Annotated in this window: 16 protein-coding genes; 5 read left to right on the top strand and 11 right to left on the bottom strand. The window is 67.3% G+C overall.

All coding sequences use genetic code 11. The features are described 5' to 3' along the window. Positions 1 to 3: 3 nt before the first annotated feature. On the bottom strand, positions 4 to 984 hold the full coding sequence (locus tag BM357_RS00615; protein ID WP_083430043.1) for a cation diffusion facilitator family transporter: 981 nt from the start codon (positions 982 to 984) through the stop codon (positions 4 to 6). Between the two features lie 184 nt (positions 985 to 1,168). Between BM357_RS00615 and BM357_RS00610 the strand changes: the two genes are divergently transcribed. Beyond that, positions 1,169 to 1,732: a GNAT family N-acetyltransferase gene (locus BM357_RS00610; RefSeq protein ID WP_074948581.1), complete on the top strand. Its 564-nt coding sequence runs from the start codon at positions 1,169 to 1,171 to the stop codon at positions 1,730 to 1,732. Positions 1,733 to 1,830: 98 nt separating this feature from the next. Here the strand turns inward: BM357_RS00610 and BM357_RS00605 are convergent, their stop codons facing one another. From BM357_RS00605 to csaA, 3 genes are all read right to left on the bottom strand, one after another. Further along, the gene (locus BM357_RS00605) at positions 1,831 to 5,283 is read right to left on the bottom strand and encodes a pyruvate carboxylase (RefSeq protein WP_245783779.1); all 3,453 of its coding nucleotides are present in this window, start codon (positions 5,281 to 5,283) and stop codon (positions 1,831 to 1,833) included. Positions 5,284 to 5,367: 84 nt separating this feature from the next. Beyond that, complete coding sequence (locus BM357_RS00600) at positions 5,368 to 5,556, bottom strand: hypothetical protein (RefSeq protein WP_074948577.1); 189 nt, start codon at positions 5,554 to 5,556, stop codon at positions 5,368 to 5,370. Between the two features lie 94 nt (positions 5,557 to 5,650). After that, entirely contained in the window at positions 5,651 to 5,980 is a 330-nt protein-coding gene (gene csaA / locus BM357_RS00595) for a chaperone CsaA (RefSeq protein ID WP_074948575.1), read from the bottom strand. A gap of 236 nt (positions 5,981 to 6,216) precedes the next feature. Here csaA and BM357_RS00590 point away from each other — a divergent pair, with 236 nt between their 5' ends. Both BM357_RS00590 and bshB2 read left to right on the top strand, forming a co-directional pair. Then, positions 6,217 to 6,567: a YojF family protein gene (locus BM357_RS00590; RefSeq protein ID WP_074948573.1), complete on the top strand. Its 351-nt coding sequence runs from the start codon at positions 6,217 to 6,219 to the stop codon at positions 6,565 to 6,567. Positions 6,568 to 6,583: 16 nt separating this feature from the next. Continuing rightward, entirely contained in the window at positions 6,584 to 7,240 is a 657-nt protein-coding gene (bshB2, locus tag BM357_RS00585; protein ID WP_074948571.1) for a bacillithiol biosynthesis deacetylase BshB2, read from the top strand. 57 nt (positions 7,241 to 7,297) lie between these two features. Here the strand turns inward: bshB2 and BM357_RS00580 are convergent, their stop codons facing one another. The 5 genes from BM357_RS00580 to BM357_RS00560 all read right to left on the bottom strand — a co-directional run bounded on the left by BM357_RS00580 (position 7,298) and on the right by BM357_RS00560 (position 13,346). After that, positions 7,298 to 8,533, bottom strand: coding sequence for a vWA domain-containing protein (locus tag BM357_RS00580; protein WP_074948569.1), 1,236 nt, complete (start codon positions 8,531 to 8,533; stop codon positions 7,298 to 7,300). A 1-nt stretch (position 8,534) separates the two neighbouring features. Continuing rightward, complete coding sequence (locus tag BM357_RS00575; RefSeq protein WP_245783778.1) at positions 8,535 to 9,470, bottom strand: AAA family ATPase; 936 nt, start codon at positions 9,468 to 9,470, stop codon at positions 8,535 to 8,537. 133 nt (positions 9,471 to 9,603) lie between these two features. Next, entirely contained in the window at positions 9,604 to 10,461 is an 858-nt protein-coding gene (locus tag BM357_RS00570; RefSeq protein ID WP_074948567.1) for an FAD binding domain-containing protein, read from the bottom strand. Further along, positions 10,458 to 12,806, bottom strand: a complete 2,349-nt coding sequence (locus BM357_RS00565; protein WP_074948565.1) for a xanthine dehydrogenase family protein molybdopterin-binding subunit — start codon at positions 12,804 to 12,806, stop codon at positions 10,458 to 10,460. The genes BM357_RS00570 and BM357_RS00565 overlap by 4 nt, the downstream gene beginning before the upstream one ends. Before the next feature lie 12 nt (positions 12,807 to 12,818). Further along, on the bottom strand, positions 12,819 to 13,346 hold the full coding sequence (locus tag BM357_RS00560; RefSeq protein ID WP_074948562.1) for a (2Fe-2S)-binding protein: 528 nt from the start codon (positions 13,344 to 13,346) through the stop codon (positions 12,819 to 12,821). A gap of 350 nt (positions 13,347 to 13,696) precedes the next feature. Here BM357_RS00560 and moaA point away from each other — a divergent pair, with 350 nt between their 5' ends. Both moaA and BM357_RS00550 read left to right on the top strand, forming a co-directional pair. After that, the gene (gene moaA, locus BM357_RS00555) at positions 13,697 to 14,770 is read left to right on the top strand and encodes a GTP 3',8-cyclase MoaA (RefSeq protein WP_175511385.1); all 1,074 of its coding nucleotides are present in this window, start codon (positions 13,697 to 13,699) and stop codon (positions 14,768 to 14,770) included. 5 nt (positions 14,771 to 14,775) lie between these two features. After that, on the top strand, positions 14,776 to 15,423 hold the full coding sequence (locus BM357_RS00550; RefSeq protein WP_083430042.1) for a nucleotidyltransferase family protein: 648 nt from the start codon (positions 14,776 to 14,778) through the stop codon (positions 15,421 to 15,423). A gap of 125 nt (positions 15,424 to 15,548) precedes the next feature. Here BM357_RS00550 and pstA read toward each other — a convergent pair whose 3' ends face one another. Continuing rightward, positions 15,549 to 16,397 carry a phosphate ABC transporter permease PstA gene (gene pstA, locus BM357_RS00545; RefSeq protein ID WP_245783777.1) on the bottom strand — a complete coding sequence of 283 codons (849 nt, stop codon included), beginning with the start codon at positions 16,395 to 16,397 and terminating at the stop codon, positions 15,549 to 15,551. Then, positions 16,394 to 17,407 (bottom strand): phosphate ABC transporter permease subunit PstC, encoded by a 1,014-nt coding sequence (pstC, locus tag BM357_RS00540; RefSeq protein ID WP_074948558.1) that lies wholly within the window; start codon positions 17,405 to 17,407, stop codon positions 16,394 to 16,396. Before pstC ends, pstA begins: the two co-directional genes overlap by 4 nt. Positions 17,408 to 17,421 lie beyond the last annotated feature (14 nt).

Below are 17,421 nucleotides of genomic sequence, written 5' to 3'. Positions count from 1 at the left end.
CGGTCAGTGGGGAGGATGCTCCCGCTGACCGCCGCAGCAGAGGACGGACGACTCGTGGGGATGGGCGGCGTCCTCCGTCTGGATGGTGACATGGCCTATGCCCAGGTGTTCCAAGCGGTGTTCCATGTCACGGAGGATGGCCTGGCTCTCCCGGATGGTCAGGTCCCCGTCCATCACCACGTGGCAGGAAAGGGCGTTGCGGCCGCTGGTGATGCTCCAGATGTGCACGTCGTGCACCGAGCGGACGCCGTCCACCGCGAGCATCTCCTGAACCACTCGGTCCAGCTCGATGCCTAGCGGGATCCCCTCCATGAGGATGTTCACCGTCTGGCGCACGATGCGCCACGCGCCGAAGGCGATGAGCAGGGCGATGGCGGCGCTGAGCAGCGGATCGATCACGTACCAACCGGTGAGGGCCATGACCGCCCCGCCCACAATGACCGCGGCCGACGCCGCCGCATCGCCGATCATGTGCAAGACGGCGCTGCGCACATTCAGCTGATGGTCGTCCCGCATCCCCCAGGCCAAATACAGATTCAACGCCAGCCCTACGGCGGCGCTGGCGAACAGCCAGCCGCCGATGATGGGTTGCGGTTGGCGCAACCGTTGGTACGCCTCCAACAGGATCACGATGGCCACACCCCACAGCGTGACGGCGTTGATCAACGCGGCCAGGATCCCCGACCGGTGATAGCCGAAGGTCATCCGGGCATTGGCCGGGCGCTGCGCCTGATTGAGCGCATACCAGGCGAGGCCGATGGCGGCGATGTCCGTGAGGACGTGGCCGGCGTCCGACAACAGCGCCAAGCTGTGCGAGAGCCAACCGCCGGCCACCTCCGCCGCCAGGATGATGGCCGTCAGCCAGAACGCGCGCCGCATCTTGCCCGCCGGCGCGTGGGTGTGAAAGACGTCGTCGTGGTGGTGCCCATGCGCATCCGTGTGGCCGTGCGCCGGTTTGACCGCAGGGGATCCGCTCCCCGGCATGCTCCTCTCTCCTTCGTCCCTTTTGGGGTCATTATAACCGAACACGCGCACGGCTGCGCCGATGTCCGTCCGGGGCGGCGACGTAGGTCAGCAAGATGATGGTCAGTAAATTCACAAGAATGGTTGACGCTCTTCCGTTTCCGGCGTAGTGTGAAACTGGAGGCTTGAACGAGGAGGGCTCACCGTGTTGCGCATCCGCGACGCCCACTATCACGATCTGCTGACGATGCTCAACATCTATAACCAAGCCGTGCTGGAGACGACCGCCACCTTCGATCTCGAGGTGCAGACGTTGGAACAGCGGCGGATTTGGTTCGCGCATCACGGCCCCCGCTATCCGCTGGTGGTCGCCGAGGAAGACGGGCACGTCCTCGGCTATTGCGGGCTGTCCCCGTACGGCGGCAAAGCCGGTTACCGGTACACCGCCGAGATCTCCATCTACATCGACCATCAGCAGCGCGGGCGCGGGGTGGGCCGCCAATTGATGCAGCACATCCTGGATCGGGCACAGCGGATCGGGCTGCACGCCATCTTGGCCCACATCTCCCGGGGCAACGACGCCAGCCTGCGGTTGCACGAACGGTTCGGATTCACATACGTCGGATGCCTGCGTGAAGTGGGACACAAGTTCGGGCAGTGGCAGGACGTCCTCATCTATCAGTACATCGTGCCGGATGCCGCATCGGAGACCGCGACATCCGAACACGCGGAGCCAGGCCGGGCGCACACCGCCGGCCTGGCGGACTGACCCAGCGAAAGCCGGAGCGGACGCCTGGGGGGCAGACCGCCCCCGCCCCCGCAGGCCCCCGGGACGCCCGGCCAGGGTCTGTCCCGGGCGCCGTTCGCTCATTCCTCTCCCGGCCCCCGATCCCGCAGCACCACCAGCAGATCCCCCGGCTGCACGGCCTCGCCCGGACGGCAGCAGACCTCCTCGACCACCCCGTCGAAGGGTGCCTGCACCTGCATCTCCATCTTCATCGCCTCGGTGACCAGCAACAGGTCCCCGCGCGATACCGCGTCTCCAGGTTTCACCGTCACCGCGAGCACCGTACCCGGCATGCTGGCGCCCACTTCATGCGGATCGTCCCCGGCCTTGCGCCGTTGCAACGCGGCCTGCGGCGCGCTGCGGTCCATCACCTCCACGTCGCGCGGCTGGCCGTTGAGCTCGAAGAACACGGTTCGCCGTCCGTCCGGGTGCAACTCGCCCACCGACAACAGTTTGATGACGAGGGTCTTGCCGCGCTCGATGGAGACGGTGATCTCCTCACCCGGCCGCATCCCGTAGAAGAACGTCAGCGTGTCGAGCGGCGTGAGATCCCCGTACCGGGCCCGGTGATGGTACAGGTCCTCCGTCACCTTTGGGTACATCACGTACGACATCAGCCGCCGATCATCCGGCGCCACGCCCATCCGCTTGGCGAACGCGGCGCGCTCCGCCTCCAGGTCCACCTCGGGCAACACCGCCCCCGGGCGGCCCGCCAAAGGCTCGCGGCCCTTGAGCACCGCCCGCCGGAGGTCCTCCGGGAAACCGCCCGGCGGTTGGCCCATGTGCCCGAGAAAGAAGTCGACGACGCTGGCCGGGAAGTCGAGCGCCTCCGCCTTCTCCAACACCTCTTCGGCGGTCCTCAGGCCGTTTTGCACCATGAACAGGGCGAAATCGCCGACCATCTTCGAGGACGGGGTCACCTTGACGATGTCCCCCAGCATCCGGTTGACCTCCTGGTACGCCCGCTTCACCTCGTCGAAACGGTCGCCGATGCCCAACGCCAGCGCCTGTTCCCGGAGGTTGGTGTACTGGCCGCCCGGCATCTCGTGCAGGTACACCTCCGCCGTGGAGGTCTTCATGTCCGACTCGAACCGCCCGTAGTACTGCCGGACCACCTCCCAGTAGTCGGACAGGCGCTGCAGTTCCGCCAGGTCGTCCGGGATCGCCCGCGGCGTGCGCTCCAGCGCGGCAACCAAGGCGTTCCAGCTCGGCTGCGACGTGAGGCCCGACATGGAGCTGATGGCGACGTCCACCACGTCGACCCCCGCTTCTGCCGCCATGAGATACGTGGCAATCCCGTTGCCGCTGGTGTCGTGGGTGTGCAGGTGGATGGGGATGCCCACGTGATCCCGCAACGCCTTGACCAGCTTGACCGCCGCGTACGGCCGCAACAGCCCCGCCATGTCCTTGATGGCCAGGATCTGCGCTCCCGCCCGCTCCAGGTCCTGAGCCAGGCGGACGTAGTAGGCGAGGTCGTATTTGCTGCGAGCGGGGTTCAAGATGTCGCCCGTGTAGCAGATGGCCGCCTCGGCGATCTTGCCCGCCTGCCGCACCTCGTCGATGGCCACCTGCATATTCGGCAGCCAGTTCAGGCTGTCGAAGATCCTGAACACGTCGATCCCGCTTTCGGCCGCCAACTGCACGAACCGCCGCACCACATTGTCCGGGTAATTCTTGTACCCGACCGCATTGGCGCCACGCAGCAGCATCTGGAACAGGATGTTCGGGATGGCGGCCCGCAGGTCCGCGAGGCGCTGCCAGGGATCCTCATGCAAGAAGCGCATGCTGGCATCGAAGGTCGCCCCGCCCCAGACCTCCATCGAGAAGAGGCCCGCCCCGATGCGGGACGTGGCCTCGGCGATGGCGAGGAGATCGTGCGTGCGCACGCGGGTCGCCAGCAGCGACTGATGGGCGTCGCGGAAGGTGGTGTCGGTCAGCCACAGGCGGCGGTCCTGGCGCACCCGGCGCAACAGCCCCTCTGGGCCCAGCTCGTGCAGCAAATCGCGGGTGCCGCGCGGGCGGGGTTCCCCGTACCGGTACACCGGCACCGGCGGCGCGGGCAGGTCCGGCTTTGACTGCGGGCCCGCGTCCCCCTGGCCGTTCACCGTCACCTCGGCGATGTAGGTGAGCAGCTTCGTCCCCCGGTCGAGCCGCTGCGGGAAGCGGAAGAGCTCCGGATGGTGGTCGATGAACGTCACGTCGCATTCGCCGGCGAGGAACTTCGGATGGCGCACCACGTTGGCGAGGAACGGGATGTTCGTCTTCACGCCGCGAATGCGGAACTCCTGGAGCGAGCGGTGCATCTTGGCGGCCGCCGCCTCGAAGGTCAGGGCGAAGGCGGTGATCTTGACCAAGAGCGAGTCATAGTAGGGCAGCACCCGCGCCCCGGCGTAGCCGTTGCCGCTGTCGAGGCGAATGCCGAAGCCCACCGCTGAACGGTACGTGGTGATGCGCCCGGTGTCCGGCAAGAACCCGTTGCGCGGGTCCTCCGTCGTCACCCGGCACTGGATGGCATAGCCGCGGGTCTGGATGTCCTCCTGACGGTGGATGCCGATCTCCGGCGCCGAGAGCGGATACCCTTCCGCCACGCGGATCTGGGCCTGGACGAGGTCAATCCCGGTGACCAGCTCGGTCACGGTGTGCTCGACCTGGATGCGCGGATTGACCTCGATGAAGTAGAACTGCCCGTCCGGGGCCAGCAAAAACTCCACGGTTCCCGCGTTCTCGTAGCGCGCGTGGCGCATCAGGCGGACGGCCGTCTCGCAGATGCGCTGGCGCAGGGAGGCGTCGAGGCGCGACGGGGCAATCTCCACCAACTTCTGGTGCCGGCGCTGGATGGAGCAATCGCGCTCGAACAGGTGGACCAGGTTGCCATGCTGATCGCCCAGGATCTGCACCTCGATGTGACGCGGAGCCTCCAGGTACTTCTCCACGTACACCCCGCCCTCCCCGAAGGCGGCCTGCGCCTCCGAACTGGCGCGGGAAAAGGCCTCCACCAGTTCTGCCTCGCTCCTCACCACGCGCATGCCGCGGCCGCCGCCGCCCGCGACGGCCTTGATGATCACCGGGTACCCCGCCTCCGCCGCGAAGGCGCGGGCGCCGGCGAGATCGACCGGGCCGTCCGTCCCGGGAATGACGGGCACCCCGGCCGCCACGGCCACCTCACGGGCACTCACCTTGTCCCCGAACATGCGCAGGTGTTCCGGCTTCGGCCCGATGAACGTGATGCCCGCCTGCTGGCAGGCGCGGGCGAACCCTTCGTTCTCCGACAGAAACCCGTAGCCGGGATGGATGGCATCGCACTCGGCGCGCAGCGCCACGTCGATGATGCTGTCGATGTCGAGGTACGCCTCCACCGGTCCCTTGCCGGCGCCGACGCGGTACGCCTCATCCGCCTTGTACCGATGCAGGGACAGCTTGTCTTCTTCCGCGTAGATGGCCACGGTGCGGATGCCGAGTTCCGTGGCCGCGCGGCACACGCGGATGGCGATCTCGCCCCGGTTGGCCACCAGAATCTTCGTGAAATTTTTCACGCCGTCACCTCTTTTCGGATCCATTGGTCTGGCGCCGCGTACTCTGAATCCGCACCCGCATGGCCGCGGCTTCGTTCGGGTGGATCACCAGTCATAGCGGGTGCGCAACCATACCCAGAACAGGAGGAACGACAGATCGAGGCTCATGTCCGGCCAGGAGCGCTCCCACCCGTGGAGGATGGCGTAGGACAGGTTGAGCCACTCCATCCCAATCCGCAACGCCTTGTGGGTGCTCCAGTCCCCGTACAGCCAGTGCGCCAAACGTCTCACCATGCCGTCTCACCCAATTCCCATTCTAGCGAAACCGGTGTCCTTCGCCATCTCCGCGGCGGCCGGGAAATGCGCTCCGGCCCGAATCCCCGGCCCCTCAGGCAATCGGGGTCCCGTTGGCCACCGGTTCGTCCGGCCTCAGCAACACCACGTCTCCCTCTTCCGGAATGCCCCCGAGCACCAGCACCTCCGACGAAAACCCGGCGATGCGCCGCGGCGGAAAGTTCACCACCGCCACCACCTGGCGCCCGACGAGCCCCGCGGGATCGTAGCGCCGCGTGATCTGGGCGCTGGATTGCTTGACGCCGAGGGGACCGAAGTCGATGCGCAGCTTGATGGCCGGTTTGCGCGCCTCCGGAAACGGTTCCGCGGCAATCACGGTGCCGACGCGCAGATCCAGTTTTTCGAAATCCTCCAACGTGGCCATGTCCAAGCCCCCCGCGGTGAGATATCCATATGGTTTCGTATACCACAACCGTTTTCACTTTTCCAGCGTACTGTCGAACGTCCGGCAAGGTCCCACTCGCGCGCCTCCTCCGCGTGCCCGTACCCATTCGACGGTGTGCGCGCTCATGCACACACCGGGACGCATCGTCTATAATGGACCGGTGAGAGGGAAGAAATGGCTCACCGATTCGAGCCACTCGGAATGGAGGCTGAACGATGGGGCCTATCGACCGTGCGGCGGTGCAGTCGGCGCTCGACCGGTTCGCCGGCAAGGATGTGTACCTGCATCTGGAGACCACCAACGGCGCCTACGCGGCGCGCGACTCGGAGAACGCCATGGCCATCTGCGCATACATCCGCAATGGGTTGGTGCGGTACGAGCGCGGGGTGATCCGCGGCGACGGACCGTACCGCGTGGGATTGAAGATGGAGAACGGCTGGATCTACGCCGAGGGGCTGACGGATTGGGAAATCGACGCCGAGGGCCGGCTGCTGATGGCCGGGCATGACGCGGAGGGCCGGCTCGCCATCGCCCTGGAGCTGAGCGAGACGCCCTTCCGGATGTGACGAGAGGAGGATCCGCATGGAACGACACGTATTGGTGGTTTATCCCCACCCGGACGACGAGACGTTTGCCAGCGGCGGGACCATCGCCCTGCACACCCGGGCGGGCACTCCCGTCACCTACCTCTGCGGAACGCTCGGGCAGATGGGCCGGAACATGGGCAAACCGTTCTTCGCCAACCGAGAGACCTTGCCCGACGTGCGCGAAAAGGAGCTGCGCGCCGCCTGCGCCGCGCTCGGCATCCAGGATCTCCGGTTGCTCGGGCTGCGCGACAAGACGGTGGAATTCGAGGATCCAGAAGCATTGGCCGACCGCATTCTCGCCGTCATGAAGGAGGTGCGGCCGAGCCTGCTCATCACCTACTACCCCGGTTTCGCCGTGCATCCGGATCACAACGCCCTCGGCGCCGCCGCCATCCGCGCCGTCGAGAAGCTGCCCGCAGACGAGCGGCCCGTGGTGCATTGCTCCGCCTTCTCCCGGGACTGCCGCGAGAAGCTGGGCGATCCGGACGTGATCATCGACATCACCAGCGTGCGCGACGTCAAAATGGCCGCCATCCGGGCCCACCGCTCGCAATCCGAAGCCATGCTCGCCCGCATGGAGCGCGACCCCGCCTTCCGCGCCGTGCGAGAGGCGACCTTACGGCAGGAGGTGTATTGGACGTACCGGGTGTGACCCGGATGGACGGATCCGGTGTGACCCGGACGCCCCCTCCGCGCGCTGCGCAGCCTGTCATTTCACCAAGTCGGCCCATGCCGCCTCGAGGCCTGCCCAGGTGTGGGCGGGCCGGACCCCGTCCGCGTGCCGGGCCAACACCGCGGCACCGCGCGCCAATGGCTGGTACGACGAGTCCCCGAGAAGAGGATTCCACCACACCAAGCGCCGCGCCAGCCGGCGCAGCCGCACGACCTCTGCCTCCAGCACTCCGGGTTCCCCCGCGTCGAGTCCATCCGACAACAGCACCACGACCGCGCCCCCGCGCAGCGCACGCACAGCGTACCGCTGCCGGAACAAGGCCAATGCTTCCGCCAACCGGGTGCCGCCCGACATGTCGGGGACGGCCCACACCGCTTCCTGCAGCGCCCGATCCGCGTCGCGCAGCCGCAACCGGTCCGTGATCCGCGTCAGGCGCGTGCTGAACACGTATACGTCGACCCGCACGCCGGCCTGCATCAGGGCGTGCGCGAAACGCAGCGCCATGCGGCTGTACGGGTCCATCGATCCGCTGACGTCGCACAGCAGCACCACTGGGCGCTGCTTCTTCCGCACCTTGGTGCAGACCCAGTCGATACACTCACCGCCGGTCTCTGCGGCCGCCCGCCGAATGGTTCGCCCGAGGTCCAACGGCCCGCCCCGCCGCACCGCCATCCGGCGCCGGCTCGGACGCCACAGGGGCGCTGCCCGCACCCGCCAACGCTTGACTTGTTCCCACTCCGCCGGGGTGATGCGGGCGGCGTCCCGCCGCCGCAGCCGCTCTTGCGCACTCGCCCCCGTGCGGATCCACACCTGGGGCCCCGCCTCGTCCGCGCCCGCGTGGTCCGCATCCGCCGCCGGATGACGGCCCATCCAGATCACCTGCAGATGGCGGTGCCGCTCCTGCCAGCCGCGCGCCACCTGGGCCGAGAGGGTGTTGAGCGCGAGCCAAGCGTCCTGCACGCCGCGGGCGTTCTGGAAGAACACCTGCCAGGCGGCCCGAAACAGCGGGACCTCGTGCGCATGCTTGACCACCACCGCCTGCACCGCGTCGCGGCACGTCCGGGCGTCGGTCACCCCCAGCCGCCCCAGGGCCGACAGGACCAGGCGGGCCTCTTCCGGGCCGACGGAAAACCCCAGGCGCCGCAGGCCGCGCAGAAACGCGAGCAGGTTGGAGACGAACGGCTGCCGCTCCTCCCCCGCCGTCCCGTCCGCCGCGAGGTCGCGGCCAGATTTCGCCCACCCGGCCCCGGTCCGCCCTTCTTCGCGGGACACGTCAGATCCCTCCCGCTTCCGCCAACAGCCGCGCCAGCGGTTTTCTGCCCTGTTGCGGGGTGAGGAGGAGATCGAGATCGTCCTTGTACTTGATGAGGCAGCCGATGGTCTCTTCCACGCGGCCCGGATCCAGTTCGGTGGCGGAGAGCGCGGCCAGCGCCGCGCCCCAATGGAGGGTCTCCGCCACGCCGGGGCGTTTCATCAACGGTTCCTGGCGCAGCCGCTGCACGAAGCGGCACACGGCCTCCGCGACCTCCCGCGCCAACGCGGGCACGCGGGTGGTGAGGATGGTGTATTCCCGCTCGAAGTCCGGATACTCCACCCAGTGGTACAGGCAACGGCGCTTGAGCGCGTCGTGGACCTCACGGGTCCGGTTGGAGGTGAGCAAGACCAGCGGAATCTCCTCCGCGCGAATGGTCCCCAGCTCGGGAATGGTCACCTGGAACTCCCCCAACAGTTCCAGCAGGAAGGCTTCGAATTCCTCGTCGCTGCGGTCCACCTCGTCAATCAGCAGGACCGGCGCCGGGCCGTCCGGATCGACCGCCTGCAGGAGCGGGCGGCGAAGCAGGAACGCCGGACTGAAGATCTCCTCCTCCAATCCGGTGACGGCCCGTTCGCCGTCTGCCTGCAGGCCGGTGGCTTCGCGAATCCGGATGTGCAGCAGTTGGCGCGGGTAGTTCCATTCGTACAGGGCGTGCTCCCGATCCATTCCTTCGTAACACTGCAGGCGGACAAGCGGCCGCCCGACGGCTTTCGCCAAGGCCTTCGCCAGTTCGGTCTTGCCGACCCCCGCCTCCCCTTCGAGAAACAGCGGCCGCTCCAGCGCCATGGTCAGGAACACCGCCGTCGCCAGCGCCCGGTCCGCCACGTAGCCCTGGTCCGCAAGGGCGGCCTGGACCGCCGCCACATCGGCAAACGGATTGTTCAGCGTCGTCACCCCTCTTCGCGGTCTGTCCGCCGTCCTCGTCAAGATACGGAGGGCGGAAGGGGGCGGCCCCCCGGCCGCCCCCTCTCCTGCCCCCGCACCGCCGTCTCCGCACGCCGGCACAAGCCGAACCGGCGGACGGCGGTCACGCCAGCGCCCGTCGCAGGGCGCGCTCGGCGAGCACCGTGCACAGGTGCCGCCGGTACTCCTCCGACGCGAACGCGTCCCCGGCGATGACCCCGTCGTCCGCGGCCCGTGCAGCCGCCTCCCGCAGCGCCTCCTGTGTCGGAGCGCGCCCGGCCAAGGCGTCCTCCACCGCTTTCGCGCGGTACGCCGCGTCCGCCGCACCCGTGACGCCGACACGGATATAGTCCACGACGCCGTCCGCGTTCACCCCGGCGGTGACCGCCACCCCCGCCACCGCGTAGCCGGAGGCCGGGTGCGGGAACTTCTCGTACACCCCGCGGGTGTGCCCCGGCGGCACCGGGAAGGAGACCGCCTTCAACAGCCCGTTCTCCGGCATCGCCGTTACCAAAGGTCCGAGGAAGAACTCCTCCGCCGGGAGGACCACATCCCCGTCCGGTGTCACCACCAGCAACTCCGCCCCGAGCGACACCGCCACCGCCGGAAGGTCGGACGCCGTGTCCGCGTGAGCCAGGTTGCCGCCGAGGGTGCCCCGGTTGCGCACCTGGAGATCGCCCACCTGGCGCGCCGCGTCCGCCAGCGCCGGCAGTTGCTCCCGGATGAGCGGGTGCGCGGCCAGCTCCCTGTGCGTCGTCAACGCCCCAATCACCAAGCGGTCGCCGACGCGGGCCACCCCGCGCAGCTCCGGGATGCGGCTGATGTCTATCAGCTTGGGCGGCGTGCTCAGGCGCAGTTTCATCAACGGCAGCAGGCTGTGCCCGCCCGCCAGCCACTTCGCCTCCCCGCCGGAGGCCTGCAGCAACGCGAGCGCCTGTTCCACCGACTCCGCCCGTTCATATGCGAATGCGCTCGGAATCACGCCCCATCCCTCCCGTTCCGAATCGCCCGCCACACGCGCTCCGGCGTCAGCGGCATGTCGATGTCGCGCACCCCGAACGGCGCCAACGCGTCCAGGACGGCGTTGACCACCGTCGGCGTCGCGGCAATCGTCCCCGTCTCCCCGATGCCCTTGACGCCCAGCGGGGTGTGCGGTGAGGGTGTCTCGGTGAACGCCGTCTCGAACGTCGGGAAAAAGCGCGCCTTGGGCATCGCGTAGTCCATGAAGGTTCCGGAGACCAGTTGGCCCTGCTCGTCGTACAGCGCGCCTTCCCACAGCGCCTGCCCGATGCCCTGAACGATGCCCCCGTGGACTTGCCCCTCCGCAATCATCGGATTGATCACCGGGCCTGGGTCGTCCACCGCCACGTAGCGCAGGATCTTCACCTCTCCCGTGTCCGGCAGCACCTCCACGACGCAGATGTGCGTGCCGAAGGGATAGACAAAGTTGGTCGGGTCGTAGAACGCGCTGCCCTCCAGGGCGGGCTCCACCCCGGCGGGCAGGTTCCAAGCCAAATACGCCTGCAGCGCCACCTCCTGGAAGGTCACCTGGCGGCTGGGCGCCCCCTGGACGGAGAACACCCCGTCCGCGAAGGACACGTCTTCCTCCGCCACCTCCAGCATGTGCGCCGCAATCTTCTTCGCCTTTTCAATGACGCGGTCCGCCGCAACCGCCAACGCGCTGCCGCCGACCGGCGTGGTGCGCGATCCGTACGTCCCCCACCCCATCGCGATGCGGTTCGTGTCGCCGTGGACCACCTCGACGTCCTCGACCGGCACCCCGAGTTTGGCGGAGACAATCTGGGCAAACGTCGTCTCCTCGCCCTGCCCGTGCGGGGACGTGCCCGTGAAGGCGGTCACCTTGCCGCTCGGATGGACGCGCACCGTGGCGCTCTCCCACAGGCCCCCTTGGAACCCCACGGCGCCCGCCACCTGCGAAGGCCCGAGGCCGCAAATCTCGACGTAGGTCGTCACGCCGACGCCGAGATACCGGCCTTGCTGGCGCAGCTTCTCCTGCTGTTCCCGGAATTCTTCGTATCCGAGCATGGCCAGCGCCTTGTCCAGCGCTTGCTCGTAATCGCCGCTGTCGTACTGCAGGCCCATCGCGGTGTTGTACGGGAACTCATCGGCCCGGATGAGGTTTTGCCGCCGGACCTCCACCGGATCCATGCCGATCTCGCGAGCGAACAGGTCCACCATCCGCTCCAGGAGATAGGTGGCCTCCGGACGCCCCGCCCCGCGGTAGGCGTCCGTCGGGGTGGTGTTGGTGAACACGCCGCGCACGTCCACGCCCGCGTACGGGATGCGGTACGGCCCGGGGACGATGAGCCCGAACAGGATGGTCGGAACGCCGGGCGCCGCCGTCGACAGGTACGCCCCCATGTTGGCGACGTTGCGCACGCGGATGGCGGTCAACGTGCCGTCTCGCGTCCCGGCCAGCTCCACATCGAGCACCATGTCCCGCCCGTGGGTGGTGGCCATGAAGTTCTCCCGCCGGTCCTCCGTCCATTTGACCGGGCGCCCGAGCTGCAGAGACGCGAAGCCGACCAGCGCTTCGTCCGGGTAACAGGCGATCTTGGCGCCGAACCCGCCGCCGACGTCCACCGCAACCACGCGCAGCTTGTGCTCCGGGATGCCGAGAATGCCGGAGAGCAACAGGCGATGGATGTGCGGGTTCTGCGAGGTCAGCCACATCGTCAGCTCGCCCGTCGAGGCGTTGTAGTCGGCCACGGCGCTGCGCGGCTCCATCGGGTTCGGGATCAGGCGCTGCTGGCGGAACCGCTGCCGGACGACGACCTCAGCCTGGGTGAACACCTCGTCCGTCGCATTGCCCGCCTTCCAGTGGAACGCGAGGTTCCCCGGCGCGTCGTCATGCACCAGCGGCGCCCCGTCCTCCAGGGCCTGCTCCTGGTCGACGACCGCTGGCAGGACCTCGTACTCGACGCGGATGAGATCGATCGCGTCCCGCGCCGCGTATCGGTCCTCGGCCACCACCATCGCCACGCCGTCGCCCACGTAGCGGACCTTGTCCACCGCGAGGGCCGGGTGGGCCGTCGTGCGAATGCCGGAATCCGGAGGCAGCCACGCCGTCGGGATCAGGCCCATCTTCCCGGCGAGGTCCTGGCCGGTGAATACCGCCACCACGCCGCTGGCCGCTCTCGCGGCGCTGACGTCGATCCGCTTGATGCGCGCATGCGCGTGCGGACTGCGCAGGATGCTCGCGTACAGCATCCCCGGCAGCTGCACGTCGTCCGTGTAACGGCCGCGCCCGGTGATGAGGCGCGCGTCCTCCCGCCGTTTGACCGCCGCTCCAAACACACTCGCCATCGTCTTCCCTCCTCACGCGCCGCCGCCCGTGGCGGCCACCTGTTCGCCCGGCTCTCCTTCGGACGCCAGCTGTTGTGCCGCGTACTGCACCGCGCGGACGATGTTCTGATAGCCCGTGCACCGGCACAGGACCCCTTCCAAACCTTCCCGGATCTCCTCCTCGGTGGGGTTGGGGTTCTGCTTCAGCAGCGCTACCGCGGCCATCATGACACCCGGAGTGCAGAAGCCGCACTGCAGGCCATGCTTCTCCCAGAACCCAGCCTGCACGGGGTGCAATGCCTCCAGCGTGCCGAGCCCCTCCACGGTGGTCACCTCGGCGCCGTCCGCCTGCACCGCCAGGACGGTGCACGACTTGACCGCATCGCCATTCAACAACACGGTGCACGCTCCGCACTGGCTGGTATCGCAGCCGATGTGCGTACCCGTCAGGCCGAGCTCGTCACGCAGAAAATGCACCAACAGGGTCCTCGGCTCCACCTCCGCCGTGCGCTGGACACCGTTGACCGTGAGGGTCACCGTCACTTTGCTGTGTTTCACCATCCATCCACCTCCAGAGCGTGCGCTTCCCATGTCTGCGAGCCGCCGCGCGGCTCGCGGCCCACCGGTATTCTTTGAAATCGCTTCCTCAATCCTCGGCCGCACCCCTCCCCCTGGCACGCAGGCGCCATCGACGTGGACAAGAAGATTTCGTACATTCAGAGTAACACAATCGGTTGAAAAATGGAAATGTCCGGCCCTTCCCGATGTCTAACCTATGGTTGTCGTCACGAAATATGACGAGGATGGCCCAGGGAGCTGCGAGGCGGTATACTGAAGGCAGGACGCGCTGGAGAAGCCGGCATGAACGGCCTCCGCTCACCCAGTGTCCACCGACCGGAGGGATGAAGAAGATGGACGAGAACCGCTCCGGAACCCATGCGGCAGTCCCCGGCGCCCCGCAGAGCGCGGCGAGCGCCGTCGTCCAAGACCAACTGCGAAGGCCGCTTCGTGACCTGCGCATTTCGGTGACCGACCGCTGCAATTTCCGCTGCACCTACTGCATGCCCAAAGAGGTGTTCGGTCCGAATTTCGCCTTTTTGCCGCACGAGCAGTTGTTGACCTTTGAAGAGATCGCACGCCTGGCGCGGGTGTTCGTCCGCGCCGGTGTGCGAAAACTCAGGCTGACCGGGGGTGAACCCCTGTTGCGCCGCGACATCGAGCGCCTCATCGCCATGCTCGCCGCCATTGAGGGCGTCGAGGACCTGGCGTTGACGACCAACGGATCGTTACTCACCCCGAAGAAAGCGGTTGCGCTCAAGGAGGCAGGTCTGCGCCGCATTACGGTGAGCCTCGACTCGCTGCGCGACGAGGTATTCATGGCACTCAATGACGTGCATTTTCCCGTGCGCAAGGTGCTCGACGCCATCGAGGCCGCCGCGGGGGCGGGACTCGCGCCGGTGAAAGTGAACATGGTCGTCAAGCGGGGCGTCAACGAGGACGACGTGGTGGAGATGGCCCGTCACTTTCGCGGCACGGGACACGTGTTGCGCTTCATCGAGTATATGGACGTGGGCAACAGCAACGGATGGCGGATGGACGACGTGGTGCCGGCCGCCGAAATCCTCCGCCGTATTCACGCCGAGTGGCCCATCGAACCGGTTCCTCCGGAGCATCCGGGTGAAGTCGCCACGCGCTTTCGGTACCAGGACGGGCAGGGGGAGATCGGCGTGATTGCGTCGGTCACGCAGGCGTTCTGCGGGACGTGCAACCGTGCCCGCCTGTCGGCGGACGGACGGCTTTTCACCTGCCTGTTCGCGGGGCGGGGACATGACCTCCGAGCCCTGCTTCGCAGCGGGGCGACGGACGACGAGCTGTTCGACGCCATCACCGGCCTGTGGCGCCGGCGCGACGACCGGTATTCGGAACTCCGCAGCCAGGCGACGCCCAAACGGCCGAAGGTCGAAATGTCTTTCATCGGGGGATGAAGAGCATGGGTGGCAAAAATCCCTTCATGCCCCCCATCGCCGGCATCGTGCTGGCAGCCGGGGCATCCTCACGCATGGGACAACCCAAGCAGTTGCTGCGCTTGGGCGGCCGGCCGCTGGTGCGAATCGCAGCGCAGACCGCCGTGCAGGGCGGAGTGTCGCCGGTCGTGGTGGTGACCGGCAGCCAGCACGCAGAGGTCAGCAGCGCCCTGAGCGGTTTGCCGGTGTCTGTTGTGCACAACCCCGACTACCTGTGCGGGATGGCGTCCTCGCTGCGCCTGGGCGTCACCGCGCTGCCCGCTGGGACGGAGGCCGCCATGATCCTGTTGGGCGATCAACCGCTCCTCCCCCCGTCCCTCGTGCGGGCACTGGCGGAAGCGTTTTGGGCGGCGTGGTCGGCTGGATCCCTTCCCTTGCCGATTGTCCGCCCTCGCTATGACGGCACGCCGGGCCATCCGGTGCTGTTTCCGGCCGACCTGTTCCAGGAACTGATGCAGATCGAGGGCGACCAGGGCGCCCGCGGCGTCCTTCAGCGCCATCCGGCACGCGTTCACTGGGTCGACGCCGAGAATCCCTTGTGGGCACTGGACGCGGACACGCCCGCCGACTGGCGGCGAATCGAAGAGGCGTACAGCGCGATGAGACCTTGGTGAACGACCGCGCACCGGGGCACGGCGTCCCGACCGTGTCTGCGCACGGCGGATCCACCGTGTCGTGCCGGCTGCGCGGCCGGGATGCACGAAGCGCGCGGACAGGCGACGCCGGAGACGTCGCCTGGTTATTTTGCCGCCACTGTGGCGCGTTTCACCAGGATCCGCACCACCAGGTGAATGACGAGAATGATCACCAACAGGAGGAACGCGGCGCTGTAGGCGAGCGCATGCGCCTCGGGATACGGCTGTTCGATATACGTCCACACCACGTAGGTCAAGTACCCGACCTGGTGCCCGGTCAGATGCCACGTGGGGTTCAGGGAGGACCATCCGGCCGTGTACAGCAACGGTGCCGTTTCCCCCATGCCGATGGCCACGGCCATCAATACGCCGGTGGCAATCCCGCCGGCTGCCGGTCTCCAAACCACCCGGGAGATGGCCTGGAACCGAGTCATCCCGAGCGCCCACGCCCCTTCTCGCTGAGCCAGCGGAACCTGTTGCAGACTGGATTCCGTGGTCCGCAGGATATAAGGCAGCATGATGATGGTCAGCGCAATGCCGCCCGCCAAGGCGGAGAATCCCCAACCCCAGTTCAGCACCATCAGCAGGTATCCGAAGTAGCCTATCACGATGGAGGGCACCCCGGAGAGCACCTCGGTCAAGAACCGAATCACGCTGGCGACCTTAGTGTGCGCAAACTCCGAGACGTACACGCCCCCGAGGATTCCGAGCGGTGCCGCGATGACGGTCGAAATGAGGATCAGTTCAAAGGTGCCCAGGATGGCGTTCTGCAGGCCCCCCGCAACGCCGTGCGTCACGGTGGTCAACATGTCCCATCGGAACGATGTGATGCCTTTGGAGAGCACGGTCCAGAGCAGGTGAAACAGCCCGAACAGGACGAGTGCGGTGCCGAACCAGGCAACCCCCCATCCGAGGTTCGACTTCCACTTGCGCATTTGGCTGCGGATAGTCATCCCGCCTTCACCCCCATGCCGGCCCGCCGTGTCCCGCGGGAGCGATTCACCAACAGGCGTGCGACGAGGTTGGTCAGCAACGTCAGGACCAGCAGGACCAGGGCGAGTTCGGACAGGGCGTGAACCGCCATGTGGGACGCGTCGGTCATCGCGCTGTCGAGTTGGTCCGCAATCACGGCGGCCATGGTGGAAATCGGGCTGTAGAGGTTCTGCGGCAGATAGTTGATGGCACTGCCGCTGACCATCAGCACCGCCATCGTCTCCCCCATGGCGCGCCCCCATCCCAGGGCCACGGCGCCGATCATGCCTTCCTTGATATAGGGCAGACAGATCAAGCGGACGACTTCCCAGCTCGTCATGCCCAGCGCGATCCCGCCTTCCCGGTACAGGATGGGGACCTGTTCCAACAGGTCGCGGGTGGTGGCCGTGATGATGGGTACCACCATCAACGCCAGCACCAGGCCACTGGTCAACAGCCCCATGCCGGTGCCCACCGGGCCGCTGAAAAACGGAATCACCCAGCCGACATGCGTCAGAAGCGGCCCCAGCGAGGAGGACACCCACGGCGCGAGGACGACGATGCCCCACAGGCCAATCACCACGCTGGGAATCCCCGCGAGCAGCTCCACCACGATGGACAGGGCGGATTTCACCACCCCGCGGACCCGATACGCCAAGATCATGGCGGTCAACAGCGAGATCGGCACCGCAATCAGCAGCGCAATGACCGAGGAAGCCAGCGTCCCCACGATGAACGGCAGGGCGCCATAGGAGGCGCCGGCAGGCACCGGGACGCCGTTTTTCACGGTCATCGCACCGTACGTGCTCCCCATGTTCCAGGTCACACTGGTGAGAAAGTCCCAACCCATCAGCCGAATGCTGGGGATGGACTGAACCACGACGATGCCGGTGATCACCAGGAGAAACAAGATGGGGCTACTGGCACAGAGGCCAGTAGCGACCAAAAACACTTGATCCGCAATCTTGGAACGGGAACTCACCCGTTTCATGACATCACTCCGTC

The sequence above is a fragment of the Paenalicyclobacillus macrosporangiidus genome (assembly GCF_900116805.1).
In the GTDB taxonomy this organism is placed as follows: domain Bacteria; phylum Bacillota; class Bacilli; order Alicyclobacillales; family Alicyclobacillaceae; genus Alicyclobacillus_H; species Alicyclobacillus_H macrosporangiidus.
Note: the sequence above shows the minus strand (reverse complement) of the source record. Positions and strands in the feature narration are given on the sequence as shown.